Here is a 16,504-nt window from a genome sequence, read left to right on the forward strand (position 1 = left end):
ATGACAAATAATAATAAATATAAGATATTGGTGCTTTCAGATTTAAAAGAAGGCACCAGTACTGCTTTAAAAAACACAATCAGCTTATCAAAGATGGTTGATGCCGATATTGAGTTGTTCCATGTGATAAAGCCAATTGATGTTGTAGAGACCGATAGTCAGTTGTCTGCTATGCGAACCATTAGTAAAAAGCATATTAAAGTTGAGAAAAAAATAAGAAAACTTATTGATCCAATTTCAGAAGACTATGGTTCAATTATCCATTCGTCATTTACAATTGGGAATGTGAAAAACGAAATAGAAGATAAAATCAAAAAAACTAAACCCGATATTATTGTTTTAGGGAAACGTAAACCTAAAAAATTGAGTTTTATCGGTGACAGTATTACAGAATTTGTTTTAAATACACACAAAGACATTGTAATGATAGCTTCTGGAACACAGAGTTTAGAACCTGAAAAGAAACTGTCATTAGGTTTTTTTAATAATGAGAAACAGTCTTTTGAGTCTAATTTAATCGAAACATTAATTAGTCAAACAGATCAATCTTTAAAATCGTTTAATATTATTGATAAATTAAATCAAACACCTAATGAATTGCCTAGTACGACTAATAAAAAGGTAGATTTTGTGTTCGAAAAAAACGATAATGTTTATCAAACACTATCTAGTTATTTGGTTAAAAATAAAGTCAATTTATTATGTGTAGGAAGAATTGATCAAGCCAAAACGCAAAAAGTCAATACAGTCAAATTACAAGATGTTATTGATAAAGTTGATGTCTCGTTGCTATTGACAAGCTAAAGACAAATTGTAATACGTTAATAAGTTTAAAGTTTATATATGAAATATCTGAAGCTCATTTCAATCGTCACACTTTTTCTCACATTAGTGTTTCCAAAAACAGCGCTTGCGCAAGAGAGTAATTTAGGTAATTGGCTCATTTATATTGGGAATAAAAAACTCAATGAAAAATGGAACATCCATAATGAAGTTCAATACAGAAATTATGACGCTATTGGAGATTTAGAACAATTATTGTTACGTACAGGATTGGGCTATAATTTAAGTGAAAACAACGATAATATTTTATTAGGATATGGTTATATTCTATCTGAAAATTATATCGATAATACCACTGATAAAATATCTGTAGAAGAGCATCGTATTTTTCAACAGTTTACCACCAAACAAAACGTAGGTAAAGTTGGGCTAAGTCATCGCTATCGATTTGAACAGCGATTCGTGGAAGATGATTTTAAAATGCGTTTCAGATACTTTTTAGGAATTAAGATTCCGCTTCAATATAAAGAAGACCATAAAAACCCATTGTATCTATCAGCATATAATGAGATATTTTTAAATACCGAAACGTCTGTTTTTGATAGAAATAGAGTCTATGGAGGCTTAGGCTATGAGTTTTCTAAAGCATTGCGTTTAGAATTGGGTTATATGAATCAATTTTTTGAAACTTCGGGTAGAGACCAAGTTAATATTATAGCATTTGTAAATTTCTAAATAATGTTGAAGATAGAATTTTAAAAACCTAAAAATTAGGTTAACTTAGGGAATCATGTAAAAACTAAATTATGAAAAACTTATTTTCAAACATCAAAGGAGACGCTTTTGGTGGAATAACAGCAGGAATTGTTGCTTTACCACTAGCTTTAGCCTTTGGGGTTTCCTCCGGATTGGGTCCCAGTGCAGGACTTTATGGAGCTATTTTTATTAGCTTCTTTGCCGCACTATTTGGAGGAACAAACACGCAAATATCCGGTCCTACGGCTCCTATGACAGCTGTGAGTATGGTCGTTATTGCGGGTATTATTGCTGCCAATGACGGAAGTATAGAAAAAGCACTTCCTGCAATTTTAACGGTTTTTCTATTGGCAGGTTTGATGCAAATAGGTTTGGGAGCTATTGGTCTGGGGAAGTATATACGATACATTCCTTATCCTGTAGTATCTGGTTTTATGACTGCTATTGGTGTCATTATTTTGGTCACACAAATTCTACCTTCAATTGGTTATTATCCAAAAGAAGATATGGATTTTGTAAATCAATATAAGCCGCAGGCAGAAGAAGTGATTCTTGAAAACATTCTCAAGGATGAAGCAGGAGAAGGTATTTTAGTTCTTGAAAATTTTAAAGAAACAATATCCAGAGCTGAGAAAATTACCCAAGACGATATTTTAAAAGAATCTCAAACATTAGCTGCTAAAAATGCTTCAGGTGTTTTAGGAGCAATTAAAGTGTTGCCAAGAGCCGTTAAAAACATCAATTGGTTAGAATTACTATTAGCTTTAGGGACCATTTTTATCATCTACGGATTTAAACGAATTACAACTAAAATTCCGAGTACGCTAGTCGCCCTCATCGTTATGTCCGCAATAGCCATACTCTTTAACTTAGATTATCGTCCCATTCCTGAAATTCCTCAAGGACTTCCAGAACTAAAGACAGAAATCTTTACCAATTTTAGCCTGGGAAGTATAACGCCCTATATTTTTACGGCGCTTACTTTATCCTTATTAGGAGCTATTGATTCATTATTAACGAGTGTTGTAGCCGATAATATGACAAAAACCAAGCATCAACCAAATAAAGAACTGGTTGGACAAGGTATCGGAAATAGTATCGCAGCTTTGTTTGGAGGAATCCCAGGAGCAGGTGCAACAATTCGTACGGTAGTCAATATAAATTCTGGAGGGAAAACAAAGCTTTCAGGGATGATAGCAGGTATTTTGTTGTTTATTATCTTACTGGCATTAGCACCAGTAGCATCACAAATTCCAGCAGCGGTTTTAGCAGGAATATTAATAACTGTTGGTATTGGTGTAATGGATTATAAAGGCTTACGTGCTATACCAGCATTGCCTAAAGATATCAAACTGGGTCCACTAAAATTAAGTTCAGAAGTATTAATTATGCTAGTCGTTTTAGTACTCTCGTCGTTTTGGGACCTCGTTTATGCAGTAGGTATCGGACTCATAATTGCCTCTTTAATGTTTATGAAGAAAATAGGAGACCTAACTGCCGAACGCTCTGATGTCAAACCGTTAAAAGAAGAAGCCTGGGCTGACGAATCTGAATTTCCAGCAAAATTAAAAGAAGAAGTGTTTATCAAACACTTAAAAGGACCTTTGTTTTTTGGTTCAACATCCGATTTCCAGCAGCTTACTTTGCAAATTCCAGAAACTGCATCTATAGTTATTTTACGATTAGGTAGAATGCAGTACATGGACCAGTCAGGATTGTACGCTATGGAAGATATGCTTCAAGAACTTAAAGCAAAAGGCGTCGATGTGTTATTTGTAAACGTATTAAGACAGCCTCGATATATGATGGAACGCATCGACATCATACCAGACTTCATTTCTGAAGATCACATATTTAAATCCTTTAAAGAATGCTTGACATGGATTAAAGAAAACGTAAAAGATGAATATTAAAAAAATAAAATATTAATAAAATGAAAAATATAGCAATTACAAAAGAAGTACAAAGTACATTAACACCTAGCAGTGTATTAAAAGATTTATTAGAAGGTAACAATCGTTTTGTTAGCGGAAATTCTCAAGCTACAGATAATTCTGCATTAGTAAATCAAACGATTGGAGGCCAGTTTCCAAAGGCTGTCGTATTATCTTGTATCGATTCTCGTGTTCCTGTTGAAACTGTTTTAGACCAGGCTATTGGTGATGTTTTCGTAGCCCGAGTTGCAGGAAACTTTGAAAACACAGATATCTTAGGAAGCTTAGAATATTCATGTAATGTTGCTGGAAGTAAACTAATTTTAGTACTAGGCCATGAAAGTTGTGGCGCAGTAAAAGCCGCTTGTGATGGAGTAGAACTCGGAAACATTACAGCAATGTTAGATAATATTATGCCTGCTGTTAGAAAATCAGCTAATGAAGTTGATGGCGAAGCTAATTCTTCTAATAAAGAATTTGTTGCTAAAACAGTAGAGAATAATGTAAAACTAACCATAGAGCGAATTCGTGAAAAAAGTCAGATCCTAACCGAAATGGAAGATAATGGCGATATCAAAATTGTTGGTGGTGTATACAGTTTACATACTGGAAAAGTAGAACTAATTTAAAAAGTAAATCACTTTATTTATAATCAAAACTGTCTATAGATTATAGGCAGTTTTTTTATGCTTCAGAATTTGCTTCTGTTTCGTCATCAGCATCACTTTTTCCCTTGTTTAAAATACTCGGAAAAATCATAGGCGCTAACGACTTAACAGGCTTGTAAAGTATAGACGTTTCCAAATCCTCTTCATCTGCAAAAGGAATAGAATTATTCATCGTATCAAAAACAATAAGCAATACACTAAGAATCAAGCCAATTTTTAAAGCACCAAAAAGACCTCCCAGAAGTTTGTTTAAAATCCCAAGTGCAGCAAAATCTGCAAGTTTAGTCAATGCTTTTCCCGCAAGTGCAATAATCAAAACAATAACCACAAAGGTGATTGCAAAAGCAACGATATTGATATACTTTTCATCCCAATCGACTTTACTGTCCAGAAACTCCGCAGCAAAATTACTAAAGTGAATCGCGCCATAAACACCAGCAATTAAAGCTACTAGCGAAGCAATTTCCACAAAAAAACCTTTCATAAAACCTCTAATAAGTCCAAAAAGTAAAAGGGCTGCTAAAATAATATCGATCAATGCCATAATGAAGTGCGTTTTAACAAACCTACATAAATTTTCTCATTTTAAAATAATAACGCGTATCGTGCGATTATAGTTTATTAACTTTGCAATCTAATTTTCTTTGATAGAAAACTTATGGCAAGAGACGAGCAGTTAAAACAACGTTGGGAACAAATAGTTAAAAAGCTTTCAGAACGATTTTCTGATGGAGATCCGCTAGATTTAGATGCCATCATATATTTAATTGGTGTTCAAGAATTAGGACAATTGGATCGTAAATTTAAAAAAGATCACAAACTCGATTTAATGCACATCGCCATTTGTAAATTATTGACGCCTTATGGGTATTATGAGTTCGATTTTGTAGATGACGAAGGCTGGCCACATTATAAAGTTAAAGAAGCATTACCACCACTAAAAGCTGGTGAACAAAGTGTTTTAATGAAAGATGCTATCGTTAATTATTTTATAGAAACTCAATTTATAGACTAATTTGGGCGTTACGCTCTTACGTACACAACTCCAGAGCGCCAGGCTCTCGGTAGTCGCTCTCTTCGAGGAGCTCCAACAATACCTCCATCCTTAACGCAACCCCTTGACACTTAATGCAAAAAAATTAATGAACGAAATATCTTACTCTAAATTAATTTTTTAAGTTTGCAGACTTAACCTTAAAATTTCAACAATGAAAAAAATTATTTTAGCCCTAAGTGTATTTGCTCTTCTTTTTACATCATGTAGTAGTGATGACGATTCAGGATCACGAGATCCATTCATCGGAAACTGGATATTTTTCCAAAGTTTAGAAAATGGAACTGAAGTTGCATTAGAAGATTGTGAATATGAAACTACAATCGTAATTACGTCTAGTGGTACCTTTACAACATCACTTTATGACGATGATTTAGATGGAGGATGCGAATTAGAATTTACCGTTTCAGGAACATGGGAAAACTTAGGTAATGGTCAATATGCAACCACTACTGATGGTGATACTTTTGTTCAGGAAATAAATTTTGAAGGCAATACAATGTCCTTCGAAGATGTTGAGGATGGAGTTACCTATACCGATGTTTTCATAAGACAATAATAGTCAATCACCTTATAAACAAAAAACTCCTTGATTCAGGGAGTTTTTTGTGTTTAAAATCCCTAAATTTGCGTTTCATTTTTAGGTATCATGATAGATAAGATAAAAGAACTCATAGAAGAAGCCGAAGCATTTACAACCCAGTCTAAAGAAGAGGTTGAAGCTTTTCGTATTAAATATTTAGGGTCTAAAGGACTTCTAAAAGCATATTTTGCTGAGTTTAAAAATGTGGCAAATGAACAAAAAAAGGAATTTGGCCAAACCATTAATCAGCTTAAAAAAACTGCCGAAGACAAGGTTAATGCTTTAAAAGAAGAGCTAGAAAGTAAAGAAGAAACCAAGAGTGTTTATGGTGACCTTTCGCGTCCAGGAGAACCTATAGAGATTGGTGCACGTCATCCAATTTCCATAGTAAAAAACCAAATCATAGATATCTTTTCTCGTATCGGTTTTAATGTGAGTGAAGGTCCAGAAATTGAAGATGACTGGCATAACTTTACTGCACTAAATTTACCCGAGTATCACCCAGCACGCGATATGCAGGACACGTTTTTTATTCAAACCGATCCTGATATTTTATTACGCACACATACCAGTTCGGTTCAGGTACGTTACATGGAAAACAACAAACCTCCAATTCGTACCATCTCACCAGGCCGTGTGTTTCGTAACGAAGCAATTTCGGCACGTTCCCATTGTTTCTTTCATCAGGTAGAAGGTTTATATATTGATAAAGACGTAAGTTTTGCCGATTTAAAACAAACCCTTCAGTATTTCACCACCGAAATGTTTGGCAAATCTAAAATTAGATTGCGACCATCGTATTTCCCGTTTACTGAGCCAAGTGCTGAGGTCGATGTGTATTGGGGACTAGAAACCGAAACCGATTATAAAATGACTAAAGGTACAGGTTGGTTAGAAATTATGGGTTGTGGTATGGTGGATCCAAACGTTTTAGAGAACTGTGGTATCGATTCTAAAACTTATTCAGGTTTTGCCTTCGGAATGGGAATCGATCGTATCGCCTTGTTACTGCATCAAATTAGCGATATCCGCTTACTAAGTGAAAATGATGTGCGTTTTTTAGAGCAGTTTAAGAGTGCTTTGTAATTAATATAGTGTGTATTTACTCACTTGCGTTAATAAGCATTTAATGTATTCTTCTATATCATTTGCTGCATTTACAAATTTAAAATCTTCAGTTGTTACTATGAACTAAGTTTTTAGAGTTAATTGATTTGGTTTTTTCAAATTCCTCCACGTCAATAACATAAACCTCTGATGAATCTACCATAAGCATTTGAAACGGTACCTATATCTCCCTTTTTGGCATAGATTGAAACGCGCTCTAAAGGAACATTGGTTTCGGCTAAAATTGTCCCTTGATCGTTTGCGTCATCAAAGTAGATGTTAATAGCAAGAACAATAAAACGAGTCTCATAGGACATGGAATGTTTAGGCTGTAAGACGAAGTTCGATTATTTATGCGAGATTATCAAAATCTTAACTATATGTTTTAGTTTTGTGACATGAAAAAAGACATTCAAATTCCTCAAGTAAAAGATGTACATGTTGCTGTTGTTCAAGAAGAGCATATCGAATACAAAACCAAAGACTGGAATGCCTACATCATTAATAATACAGATAAAGATTTAGAAACGGTTCTTATCGTGTCTCAAGGGTATACGGATACCAAAATGACACCACCAATGCGTCATACCATTTCAAAATTGCCAGCCAGAAGTTATGCTAAAATTGAGTATTTACAAGAACAAGTTTTAGAGCTAAATAACACCTTTAAGGTGACCTTTTTTGAAGGAAATCAAATGTTTGATAAATCGTATCTATTTAGAAAAAATACCATTAATACAAAAGCATTACAAACCATTCCTTTAATGCAGTTGAAGGGTGTTTTGGTGAAATAATTTCGCAATTGATGTGGAATCTGCTAGGATGAGATCCTGAAACGAGTTCAGGATGGCAAAAAAATTAATCCAGCTTATCGGTTAATTTTTTAAAGACTTTTTTAGGATCTTTATTTTCATAAAGCACATCGTAAACTGCATTAATAATAGGTAAGCGTGTTTTCTTTTTATTCTTTTGGTTCAGCAAATGCGCACTTTTGGTAGCGTAATAGCCTTCGGCAACCATATTCATTTCCATTTGTGCCGATTTTACCGTATAACCTTTCCCTATCATGTTTCCAAACATCCTGTTTCTAGAAAATGTTGAATAACCTGTAACCAGTAAATCACCCAAATACGCCGAGTTATTGATGTTGCGTTTCATCTTGTGCATTTTTTTGATAAAACGTTTCATTTCCCGAATCGCATTACTCATCAATACACTTTGAAAATTATCACCATAACCCAAACCGTGAGCAATTCCGGCAGCAATCGCATAAATGTTTTTAAGCATCACAGCATATTCTGTCCCAATGATATCATCACTAATTTTGGTTTTGATATAATCGCTAGATAAGGCATTGGCTATGGTTTGCGCTTTTTCGGCATCGGCACAAGAAATAGTCAAATACGATAAGCGTTCGAGCGCGACTTCTTCGGCATGACAAGGTCCTGCAATCACTGCAATATTTTCAAACGGAATGTGATAAATATCGTGGAAATGCTCGCCTACCAATAAACCAGATTCGGGCATAATTCCTTTGACTGCCGAAACAATCGTTTTTTCAGAAATATCAACAGTCAGCTTTTCTAATTCTGAATGAATAAAAGCCGACGGAATCACAAAAATCAATATATCGGCCCATTCAGCAATGTCATTGATATCATTACTCAGTTTAAGTTGCTCTGTTTTAAATTCTACAGAACTTAGATAACTAGGGTTGTGTTGCTCTTTTAATAAATGCTCTTTGGTATATACGCTACGCATGTACCAACCAACTTCGTCTAAATTTTCACAAAGCATCTTTACGATGGCTGTTGCCCAGCTTCCTGCGCCAAAAACTGCATATTTTAATGGTTGACTCATAAATGGATTATCAATTTCGGTTACCCAAAAATAAGCATTTTATAGGCTTTTTACGAAGAGAAATCCATAGACTTTCGTTTTTGGCACGTGTTTTGAAATCTAATACATAGAAATCAAAAAACGGAAGATTATGAAAACGATAAAACTACTCTTAGGCTTTGCTTTAACAGCAACACTATTTACTTCATGTTATACAGATGAGGTTATTATCAATGATTTTGACAATCAGCCAGGTATTACCATAAATCAGTTATTGAATTCGTATGAATTATGGTATGTAGATGTCAATCAGACTTTAGGTCCGGGTGAAACACCGTTTTTACAAATTGCATTTACAATTTCATTTAGAAACGGCGTACTTTACGCTAATAATAATTTAGTTGGTATTGGAAGCCAAGGTAATGGCTACGGAATCGACGTCGGAAGCTACGATGCCTATAATATGATTTTAGATATCAATCATGATATTGACGGTTTTGAAACCTTTGATGTCTATCAAATCGATAATAATACCATCGAATTATATAACCCATTTAATGATACCTCTTATTTTTTAAACGGATATCAAAGAAGTACGTTTGATTATGATTTTGTATTCTATGATAATATTCACTATTTCTTACAAGAGTACGAAGCATGGGAAAAAACATATACCAGTGAGTTTGGAGCGATAAATGAGTTTGACGAAGAAAACTATTTACAGTTTTTAGCAGGCGGAAATGATTCAGAATTTAGAAGCTCTCAAGATGTAAACATTGGAAATCCAGATAATATTTACTGGGATTATACAGGTGTTTACGGTGTTGGAAATGTTAGTGGAAATATGTATCTGAAAACATTAACACTAGATTATGATTTCTTCGACAATGAATACTTCGAGTTGAGCGTTATTAATGATCAAAGGATAGAATTATTCCATCCGTCGTCTGAAACGATATATGAATTTACCGGACGAGGATATATTCAATTCTTAAGAGAAACAGATGCCTTAGGAAGAAAGGTTGAAGGATCAAAACAATTAAAAAAACGTAAGCAGAAAACTGCTAAAAAAGAGAACCCTAGGGTCAATACAAGGAGCTAGATTTTGGTTGGTTATTTAGACTCCAGAAACGTCCACCTCATTTATTTGAGTTGGGCGTTTTCTTTTATATTCGGTTTGTGGTTTAAAAATAGTGACTTCTACAGTTATAACTGTGTCGAATAATGTAGTTGGTCATATAATTGGAATTCACAAAGAATTTCGCCAACTTTACAAATACAGATTTATAACCTTAAAAACAACAAACAATTATGGGACTATTTTCATTTATTAAAAATACAGGTGCTAAAGTTTTCGGTATTGGAAAAACAACCGAAGAAGAAGCTGCCGAAGCAAGAGCTAAAGCAAAAAGAGAGGCAGATGCAGCTGAGTTACGATTAGAAGAAGCTGCTGCAAGAAATTTAGAAGAAACGATTACTGACTTACAATTACAAGTAGAAGATTTAAACATATTTGTAGATGACGATATGGCTAGAATATCAGGAAAGGCATATGATCAAGCCACTAGAGAAAAAGTTATTTTAGTCGTTGGTAATACTGCTGGAATTGCTACTGTAGATGATAACATGACTGTAGAACACGTAGAGCCAGAAGCACAATTTCATACGGTTGTAAGTGGCGATACTTTAGGTAAAATTGCAAAGCACTATTATGGTAATGCCATGAAATACCCTGAAATTTTTGAAGCCAATAAACCAATGCTTACCGATCCTGATAAAATTTATCCAGGTCAGGTATTACGTATTCCTAGCTTAGACTAAGTTTAAAGTTTAGATATAAAAAAAAGCACAACATTTAGTTGTGCTTTTTTTGTGTTAAGTTTTCTGTAAATACATTATACCTAATAGACCTACCATGTAGTAAACTATTAATTTTTTAGGAAATTCTGATATAGGTTATCACCTATAAAATCATAATTAAATGCTTTTAAATAATTAGTTAACAGCACTTAACGTCTGTATGCTTAGCCTATTTAAAAGTGTAGTAAAAGCTTTTATTTCAAAGCCTTTTCCAAAGCTTCTAAATCATAAGGTTTAGCAATGATATGTTTGTCTTTATCTAATATAAAATACGAAGGTGTCGATTCTATACCATAAGCATTTGCTGTAGGGTTATCCCATTTGCCTAAACCTAAAACATGTATAAAATCGGGATAGTCTGTGATTTTTGTCTGCCAGCTGTCTGGTTCGTCTTCTAGTCCGAAGGCAATGACTTTGATATCCTTTTTATCGGCTAGCATAGTTTTAACTTTTGGCAGTTCATCTAAACAATGTCCGCAACCACTACTCCAAAAAATCAACAGATATTGATTGGCACTATCTAAATCATGAAGCGTTGTTGTTACAGTGGTTCCATCTTTTGTAACAGCTAAGTCAAAATTGGTAGCCTTATTACCTATGGTATTTGTTTTGTAGGTAATTAATTGTTCGGTCAACGCATCATAACTTGTTTTTTTAGATAACTCAAGCAAGTAATTATCAGTGACATAATTAGCTAATTCAGGATTATTCATGCTTTTAAACCGTCTCCATATCATTTCAAATAAAATCGTTTTAATTTCAATCTGACCTTCGCCTATGGTCTCCATTAAATCATCGACATCTTTTTTATAAGTATCATTGGTGGTGTTTGCGGTCATTCCGAAGATGTAAGCCAGCACGCGATCTACTAAGAAGTCTGAGCTTTGTAATAGTGGATTACTAAAATCTACATGCTCTAAATAAGTGCGTTTTAAGTTTTTTGAATAGGTCGATAAGTCTTCAAAACCCTGAGGAATATAAGGTGAGTTAGCTTTAATAAATACAGAAGCTAAGGTGCCTTCAGCAGATGTTTCATAAGCCGATTGCGTATCTTCTAAGGTTTTAATGATGTCGGCGTAAGCTTTTTTATCAGTGCTTTCTTGTGTGTAAAAATTACTAATGGTTCTGTTTACCATGTCCATACTTTTTGTGTAGGATGCCCATAGTTTATTGTCTTGACCGTCGGTAAACTCTAATCCGGTGTCTAGACTAAAGGTAAATGCAACTGACTCTTTTCCGTTGTAAATAAAATCAAAATTATTCTCTTCAGGAGGTAAGGCATAAACAATTTTATAAATGCCTGGAGTTGCTGTTGAATCAAGAGGAATACTAAAACTTCCGTCGACACCTAATTGTGCTCTATTGACATAATCTGAATTTGTTGGTGTTGCATGGTATAAAAAGGCATACGTAAATTCTTCAGCAGGAGAAAATATACCACTAATGGTATTTTGAGCACAAATAAATGTAGGAATAAGTGCCAGTGCTAATAAGAGTTTTTTCATGAGTATTAATTTTTATTTACTATTATAATATTCGTCATTCTGAACTTGTTTCAGAATCACATAAAAACTTATGTCTATCTACTGAATGAGACCCTGAAATAAATTCAGGGAGACGTAACAGTGTCATGAGAAAAGCAGATAAATATAATTTTTAAACACGTGTTCAATTTCAAATATCAAGCCAAATATCAGAATTTTTTTTATTTCGAGCGTATACTTTCAATAACGACTGTTGAAATGATTAATGCACCACCAATAAATGTATTCCAGGTTGGGACTTCTTTTAAAAATAAAAAGGCGATGATGATACCAAAAATAGGCTGTGTACTCGATATGATACTTGCGGTACTTACTTTAAAATATCTTAAACTGTTTACAAATAGTGTATGACCAATAGCTGTAGTTACAAGCGCAAGAGTAATAACATAAGGATATTGTGTTTTGATGTCAGAAGTCCCATTAATCAATAATGCAGGTGCTAAAACAAATGTTAGAGCCAAAACCTGATAAAACATTAACATGCTTCCATTATAAGCTGAAATATGCTGTTTTAGTAGTAGTGTTCTTATGGCATAAGAAATGGCAGAAATCATTCCCCAAAGTACACCCTGTAATTGCGAATTTTCTAAGTCAAAATCTGGCGCTAAGAAGTAAATACCAAGTAAAATCAATATTCCAAGCAGTATGTGAATCGGGTCAAATTTTACTTTAGTAAACAAGGGTTCTAAAATAGCGGTAAACACCGGAAATGTAAAAAGCGAGAGCATCCCTATAGCTACATTAGATACTTTTAAGGCATGAAAATATGTAATCCAATGCACTCCCAAAAAAAGAGCAGAGACAATAATTGTCATTCTATCCTGATTCGAATTAAATTTAAGCGTTACATTTTTGAATTTACAATAGAAGAGTAAAAAAAAGGCAGCTAAGGCACTTCGCCACCAGATAACGACACTAATAGGCATATCTATAAATTTACCTAAGGCTCCAGAAGTACTAATACATATAGTAGCGAAAGTGAGCCAAAAGATGTGTTTTAAGTGCGTGTCTTTCATATGTCCTGAAGTCTCGTAAGTGCCTGTTGAACAGATTTAATATGCTCAAAAGTAAGTAGTAGACGTAAACCATTTCTGGTTTGTTTTTCTTTCATTTTACAGTCTTTCGGACGCGTTTGTATGTATTGCAATACTTTAGTAAAGTTGTCACTTTGATAAAACGGACTCTGTTGATCGTTTATAAAATAACCTACAAAACGCCCTTTTTTCATGATGATTTTTTCGAGTCCGATTTTGGTTGCAATCCACTTGATACGAACACTGTTTAATAAATCGACAACCTGAATTGGTAATTCGCCAAAACGATCGACGATTTCAGTTTCAAAAGTTTGTAATTCGTCTTCTGTTTTAAGGGTATTAAGTTTGGTATAAAGGTTTAAGCGTTCGGTAATATTATTGACGTAATCATCTGGAAATAATAATTCGAAATCAGTATCAATAGTGATGTCTTTAACGTAATCTTTCTCTTTACCAGTATCTTGATATAGATCTTTAAACTCATTTTCTTTGAGTTCTTCAATAGCTTCGTTTAATATTTTCTGATAGGTATCAAAACCAATATCGTTGATAAATCCGCTTTGTTCACCACCTAATAAATCTCCTGCACCTCGAATTTCTAAATCCTTCATTGCAATATTAAAACCACTTCCCAGTTCGGTAAATTGTTCTAAAGCTGTGATACGTTTTCTGGCATCATTTGTCATTGCCGAATATTCTGGTGTAATAAAGTAGCAGAAGGCTTTTTTGTTACTTCGTCCAACACGACCACGCATTTGATGTAAATCACTGAGACCAAAATTATTGGCATTATTAATAAAAATAGTATTAGCATTAGGAACATCTAATCCACTTTCAACAATAGTAGTACTTACCAATACATCAAAATCACCATTCATAAACGCCAGCATGAGTTGTTCAAGTTTTTTGCCATCCAATTGGCCATGACCAATGCCAATTTTAGCATCAGGCACTAAACGCTGAATCATACCAGCGACTTCCTTAATATTCTCAATTCGATTGTGAATAAAAAAGATTTGTCCGCCACGCTGAATCTCATAAGTAACCGCATCTCTAATGGTTTCTTCATTAAATCGTATCACATGACTTTCTATCGGATAACGGTTTGGAGGTGCTGTAGTAATGACCGACAAATCTCGGGCGGCCATCAAGCTAAACTGTAATGTTCTTGGGATAGGTGTTGCAGTAAGCGTTAGCACGTCTACATTATCTTTTAAGGTTTTAAGTTTTTCTTTCACGGCAACTCCAAATTTTTGTTCTTCATCGACAATAAGTAAGCCTAAATCTTTAAATTTTACGTTTTTATTGACCAGTTGATGTGTTCCAATTATGATATCGACATGTCCTTTTTCAAGCTTTTCTAGAGTGATTCGTTTTTCTTTAGCTGTTCTAAAGCGATTGAGGTAATCGACAGTAACTGGAAAATCTTTAAGGCGTTCGGTAAATGTTTTATGATGTTGGTAGGCGAGAATAGTTGTTGGAACCAAAACAGCAACTTGCTTTCCGTTGTCAACAGCTTTAAAAGCAGCTCGAATAGCGACTTCAGTTTTACCAAAACCAACATCACCACAAACGAGGCGATCCATAGGACGCTCACTTTCCATATCAGCTTTAATATCTGCGGTTGATGAGATTTGATCAGGCGTGTCCTCATAGATAAACGAGGCTTCTAATTCATGCTGAAGGTAGCTGTCAGGTTTATATTGGTAGCCTTTTTCTAGTTTACGTTTAGCATATACCTGAATTAAGTTAAATGCTATTTCCTTAACGCGTGACTTTGTTTTTTGCTTGAGCGTTTTCCAGGCTTTACTACCAAGTTTGTAGACTTTTGGTGGCTTCCCATCTTTACCATTAAACTTTGTGATTTTATGCAAGGAATGAATGCTCAAATAGAGCACATCACGTTCACCATAAACCAGTTTAATGGCCTCTTGTTTTTTGCCTTCCACATCAATTTTTTGGAGTCCGCCAAACTTCCCAATACCATGATCAATATGAGTGACATAATCTCCAATATCTAAATTGGTAAGTTCTTTAAGCGTAATGGCTTGCTTTTTCGCATACCCGTTTTTTAAATGAAATTTATGATAGCGTTCAAAGATTTGATGATCGGTATAACAGGTGATTTTTTGATCGTGATCAATAAAACCTTGATATAAAGACAGTACAATCGTTTTATAATGAACATCTTCTTCTACGTCTTCAAAAATATCATGAAATCGTTTAGCTTGCTGGTCACTTACGCAAGCAATATAATTGGTGTAGCCTTTATCGTGATTGGAGTTTAAATCTTCAATAAGTAAGTTAAACTGTTTATTAAATGACGGCTGAGGCGAGGTGTTATATTCAATGTTTTCTTTAGAAAATAAACTTGCTGTACCAAATTCAACTAAGCTAAACTCAAGTAATTGACGTTTTAATAACTCCGAATTGCAGAATAACTCTTCGGGTTTAGAATGTTTTAATTCTGAAGATAGCGTTTTAAAAGTCTCTTCAGCCTTTGTGAAAAACTCATCAATTCTAGAAAACAGAACATCTGTATTTTTAGAAAACACCACAGTTTTTTGAGCAATATATTTTAAGAAACTCTGCCTGCTTTCTTCTAAAAACTTATTGGCAACATTTGGAATAACACCAATTTTTTTAATCTGTTCTGTTGAAAGTTGTGTCTCTACATCAAAAGTTCTGATGCTATCTACTTCGTCACCAAAAAACTCAATACGATAGGGTTCATCGTGTGAAAAAGAAAAGACATCAACAATACCACCACGTACAGAAAACTCTCCAGGCTCAGTTACAAAATCGACACGCTTAAATTTATATTCAAATAAAACTTCATTAACAAAATCGAGTGATAATTCATCACCAACTGCAATTTTAAGTGTGTTTTTTTCGAGTTCACGACGGGTTACAACTTTTTCAAAAAGCGCATCAGGATACGTGACAATAATTGCAGGTTTTTTCCGAGAATTGATTCGGTTTAAAACTTCAGCTCTTAATAATACATTGGCATTGTCGGTTTCTTCTATTTGATACGGTCTTCGGTAACTTCCAGGATAGAACAAAACATCTTTGTCGTTAAGCAAAACTTCTAAGTCGTTGAGGTAGAAAGCTGCTTCTTCTTTATCGTTAAAAACAAGTAAAAACGGGAGTTCAGAAGCTTTAAATGCTTCACTAATAACGAGAGAAAGTGATGAGCCAACGAGACCTTTAAGATGTAGTTTTGCCTTATTTTGGGCAATAGTAGTTTGCAGATTTTGCATTTGCAAAGTCTGTGCATACGTTTGCGAGAGAATGGTTTTACTCAAGGCATTTTATTTTGTGCAAATATAAAATTTTTGT

Annotated in this window: 16 protein-coding genes; 10 read left to right on the forward strand and 6 right to left on the reverse strand. The window is 34.2% G+C overall.

Annotation, left to right across the window (positions count from 1 at the left end):
- From H7350_RS04660 to H7350_RS04675, 4 genes are all read left to right on the forward strand, one after another.
- Positions 1-804, forward strand: a complete 804-nt coding sequence (locus tag H7350_RS04660) for a universal stress protein (protein ID WP_204344695.1) — start codon at positions 1-3, stop codon at positions 802-804.
- Between the two features lie 39 nt (positions 805-843).
- The gene (locus H7350_RS04665) at positions 844-1,518 is read left to right on the forward strand and encodes a DUF2490 domain-containing protein (protein ID WP_204344696.1); all 675 of its coding nucleotides are present in this window, start codon (positions 844-846) and stop codon (positions 1,516-1,518) included.
- Between the two features lie 71 nt (positions 1,519-1,589).
- Positions 1,590-3,452: a SulP family inorganic anion transporter gene (locus tag H7350_RS04670; RefSeq protein ID WP_204344697.1), complete on the forward strand. Its 1,863-nt coding sequence runs from the start codon at positions 1,590-1,592 to the stop codon at positions 3,450-3,452.
- A 20-nt stretch (positions 3,453-3,472) separates the two neighbouring features.
- The gene (locus H7350_RS04675; RefSeq protein ID WP_204344698.1) at positions 3,473-4,102 is read left to right on the forward strand and encodes a carbonic anhydrase family protein; all 630 of its coding nucleotides are present in this window, start codon (positions 3,473-3,475) and stop codon (positions 4,100-4,102) included.
- Between the two features lie 55 nt (positions 4,103-4,157).
- On the opposite strand, the gene H7350_RS04680 is transcribed toward H7350_RS04675, so the two are convergent.
- Complete coding sequence (locus H7350_RS04680) at positions 4,158-4,685, reverse strand: CvpA family protein (protein ID WP_204344699.1); 528 nt, start codon at positions 4,683-4,685, stop codon at positions 4,158-4,160.
- A 114-nt stretch (positions 4,686-4,799) separates the two neighbouring features.
- Between H7350_RS04680 and H7350_RS04685 the strand changes: the two genes are divergently transcribed.
- From H7350_RS04685 to pheS, 3 genes are all read left to right on the forward strand, one after another.
- Complete coding sequence (locus tag H7350_RS04685; protein WP_204344700.1) at positions 4,800-5,156, forward strand: hypothetical protein; 357 nt, start codon at positions 4,800-4,802, stop codon at positions 5,154-5,156.
- Between the two features lie 193 nt (positions 5,157-5,349).
- The gene (locus H7350_RS04690) at positions 5,350-5,754 is read left to right on the forward strand and encodes a lipocalin-like domain-containing protein (RefSeq protein WP_204344701.1); all 405 of its coding nucleotides are present in this window, start codon (positions 5,350-5,352) and stop codon (positions 5,752-5,754) included.
- Between the two features lie 90 nt (positions 5,755-5,844).
- Positions 5,845-6,864 (forward strand): phenylalanine--tRNA ligase subunit alpha, encoded by a 1,020-nt coding sequence (pheS, locus tag H7350_RS04695; protein ID WP_204344702.1) that lies wholly within the window; start codon positions 5,845-5,847, stop codon positions 6,862-6,864.
- A gap of 152 nt (positions 6,865-7,016) precedes the next feature.
- Here the strand turns inward: pheS and H7350_RS04700 are convergent, their stop codons facing one another.
- Positions 7,017-7,202, reverse strand: a complete 186-nt coding sequence (locus H7350_RS04700; RefSeq protein WP_204344703.1) for a peptidase associated/transthyretin-like domain-containing protein — start codon at positions 7,200-7,202, stop codon at positions 7,017-7,019.
- 81 nt (positions 7,203-7,283) lie between these two features.
- On the opposite strand from H7350_RS04700, the gene H7350_RS04705 reads away from it, so the two are divergent.
- Positions 7,284-7,679, forward strand: a complete 396-nt coding sequence (locus H7350_RS04705; protein WP_204344704.1) for a hypothetical protein — start codon at positions 7,284-7,286, stop codon at positions 7,677-7,679.
- A gap of 64 nt (positions 7,680-7,743) precedes the next feature.
- Here H7350_RS04705 and H7350_RS04710 read toward each other — a convergent pair whose 3' ends face one another.
- Positions 7,744-8,745, reverse strand: a complete 1,002-nt coding sequence (locus H7350_RS04710; RefSeq protein WP_204344705.1) for an NAD(P)H-dependent glycerol-3-phosphate dehydrogenase — start codon at positions 8,743-8,745, stop codon at positions 7,744-7,746.
- A 130-nt stretch (positions 8,746-8,875) separates the two neighbouring features.
- Here H7350_RS04710 and H7350_RS04715 point away from each other — a divergent pair, with 130 nt between their 5' ends.
- Positions 8,876-9,826, forward strand: coding sequence for a nicotinic acid mononucleotide adenyltransferase (locus H7350_RS04715; RefSeq protein WP_204344706.1), 951 nt, complete (start codon positions 8,876-8,878; stop codon positions 9,824-9,826).
- A 209-nt stretch (positions 9,827-10,035) separates the two neighbouring features.
- Positions 10,036-10,545, forward strand: coding sequence for a peptidoglycan-binding protein LysM (gene lysM, locus H7350_RS04720; protein WP_204344707.1), 510 nt, complete (start codon positions 10,036-10,038; stop codon positions 10,543-10,545).
- A gap of 233 nt (positions 10,546-10,778) precedes the next feature.
- On the opposite strand, the gene H7350_RS04725 is transcribed toward lysM, so the two are convergent.
- The 3 genes from H7350_RS04725 to mfd form a co-directional block, all read right to left on the reverse strand.
- The gene (locus H7350_RS04725) at positions 10,779-12,089 is read right to left on the reverse strand and encodes a TlpA family protein disulfide reductase (protein ID WP_204344708.1); all 1,311 of its coding nucleotides are present in this window, start codon (positions 12,087-12,089) and stop codon (positions 10,779-10,781) included.
- A 200-nt stretch (positions 12,090-12,289) separates the two neighbouring features.
- A complete protein-coding gene (locus H7350_RS04730) occupies positions 12,290-13,144 on the reverse strand; it encodes a DMT family transporter (protein WP_204344709.1) in 855 nt (284 codons plus the stop codon).
- Positions 13,141-16,470, reverse strand: a complete 3,330-nt coding sequence (mfd, locus tag H7350_RS04735; RefSeq protein WP_204344710.1) for a transcription-repair coupling factor — start codon at positions 16,468-16,470, stop codon at positions 13,141-13,143. The genes H7350_RS04730 and mfd overlap by 4 nt, the downstream gene beginning before the upstream one ends.
- Positions 16,471-16,504: the final 34 nt, after the last annotated feature.

Source organism: Psychroserpens algicola, from assembly GCF_014526325.1.
Classification (GTDB): Bacteria; Bacteroidota; Bacteroidia; order Flavobacteriales; family Flavobacteriaceae; genus Psychroserpens; species Psychroserpens algicola.

Coding starts and splice junctions, on each gene's coding strand:
- H7350_RS04670 (WP_204344697.1), top strand. CDS start 1,590: ATGAAAAACTTATTTTCAAACATCAAAGGAGACGCTTTTGGTGGAATA.
- H7350_RS04715 (WP_204344706.1), top strand. CDS start 8,876: ATGAAAACGATAAAACTACTCTTAGGCTTTGCTTTAACAGCAACACTA.
- H7350_RS04680 (WP_204344699.1), bottom strand. CDS start 4,685: ATGGCATTGATCGATATTATTTTAGCAGCCCTTTTACTTTTTGGACTT.
- H7350_RS04675 (WP_204344698.1), top strand. CDS start 3,473: ATGAAAAATATAGCAATTACAAAAGAAGTACAAAGTACATTAACACCT.
- H7350_RS04665 (WP_204344696.1), top strand. CDS start 844: ATGAAATATCTGAAGCTCATTTCAATCGTCACACTTTTTCTCACATTA.
- H7350_RS04705 (WP_204344704.1), top strand. CDS start 7,284: ATGAAAAAAGACATTCAAATTCCTCAAGTAAAAGATGTACATGTTGCT.
- H7350_RS04660 (WP_204344695.1), top strand. CDS start 1: ATGACAAATAATAATAAATATAAGATATTGGTGCTTTCAGATTTAAAA.
- lysM (WP_204344707.1), top strand. CDS start 10,036: ATGGGACTATTTTCATTTATTAAAAATACAGGTGCTAAAGTTTTCGGT.
- H7350_RS04730 (WP_204344709.1), bottom strand. CDS start 13,144: ATGAAAGACACGCACTTAAAACACATCTTTTGGCTCACTTTCGCTACT.
- H7350_RS04725 (WP_204344708.1), bottom strand. CDS start 12,089: ATGAAAAAACTCTTATTAGCACTGGCACTTATTCCTACATTTATTTGT.
- H7350_RS04690 (WP_204344701.1), top strand. CDS start 5,350: ATGAAAAAAATTATTTTAGCCCTAAGTGTATTTGCTCTTCTTTTTACA.
- H7350_RS04710 (WP_204344705.1), bottom strand. CDS start 8,745: ATGAGTCAACCATTAAAATATGCAGTTTTTGGCGCAGGAAGCTGGGCA.
- pheS (WP_204344702.1), top strand. CDS start 5,845: ATGATAGATAAGATAAAAGAACTCATAGAAGAAGCCGAAGCATTTACA.
- H7350_RS04700 (WP_204344703.1), bottom strand. CDS start 7,202: ATGTCCTATGAGACTCGTTTTATTGTTCTTGCTATTAACATCTACTTT.
- H7350_RS04685 (WP_204344700.1), top strand. CDS start 4,800: ATGGCAAGAGACGAGCAGTTAAAACAACGTTGGGAACAAATAGTTAAA.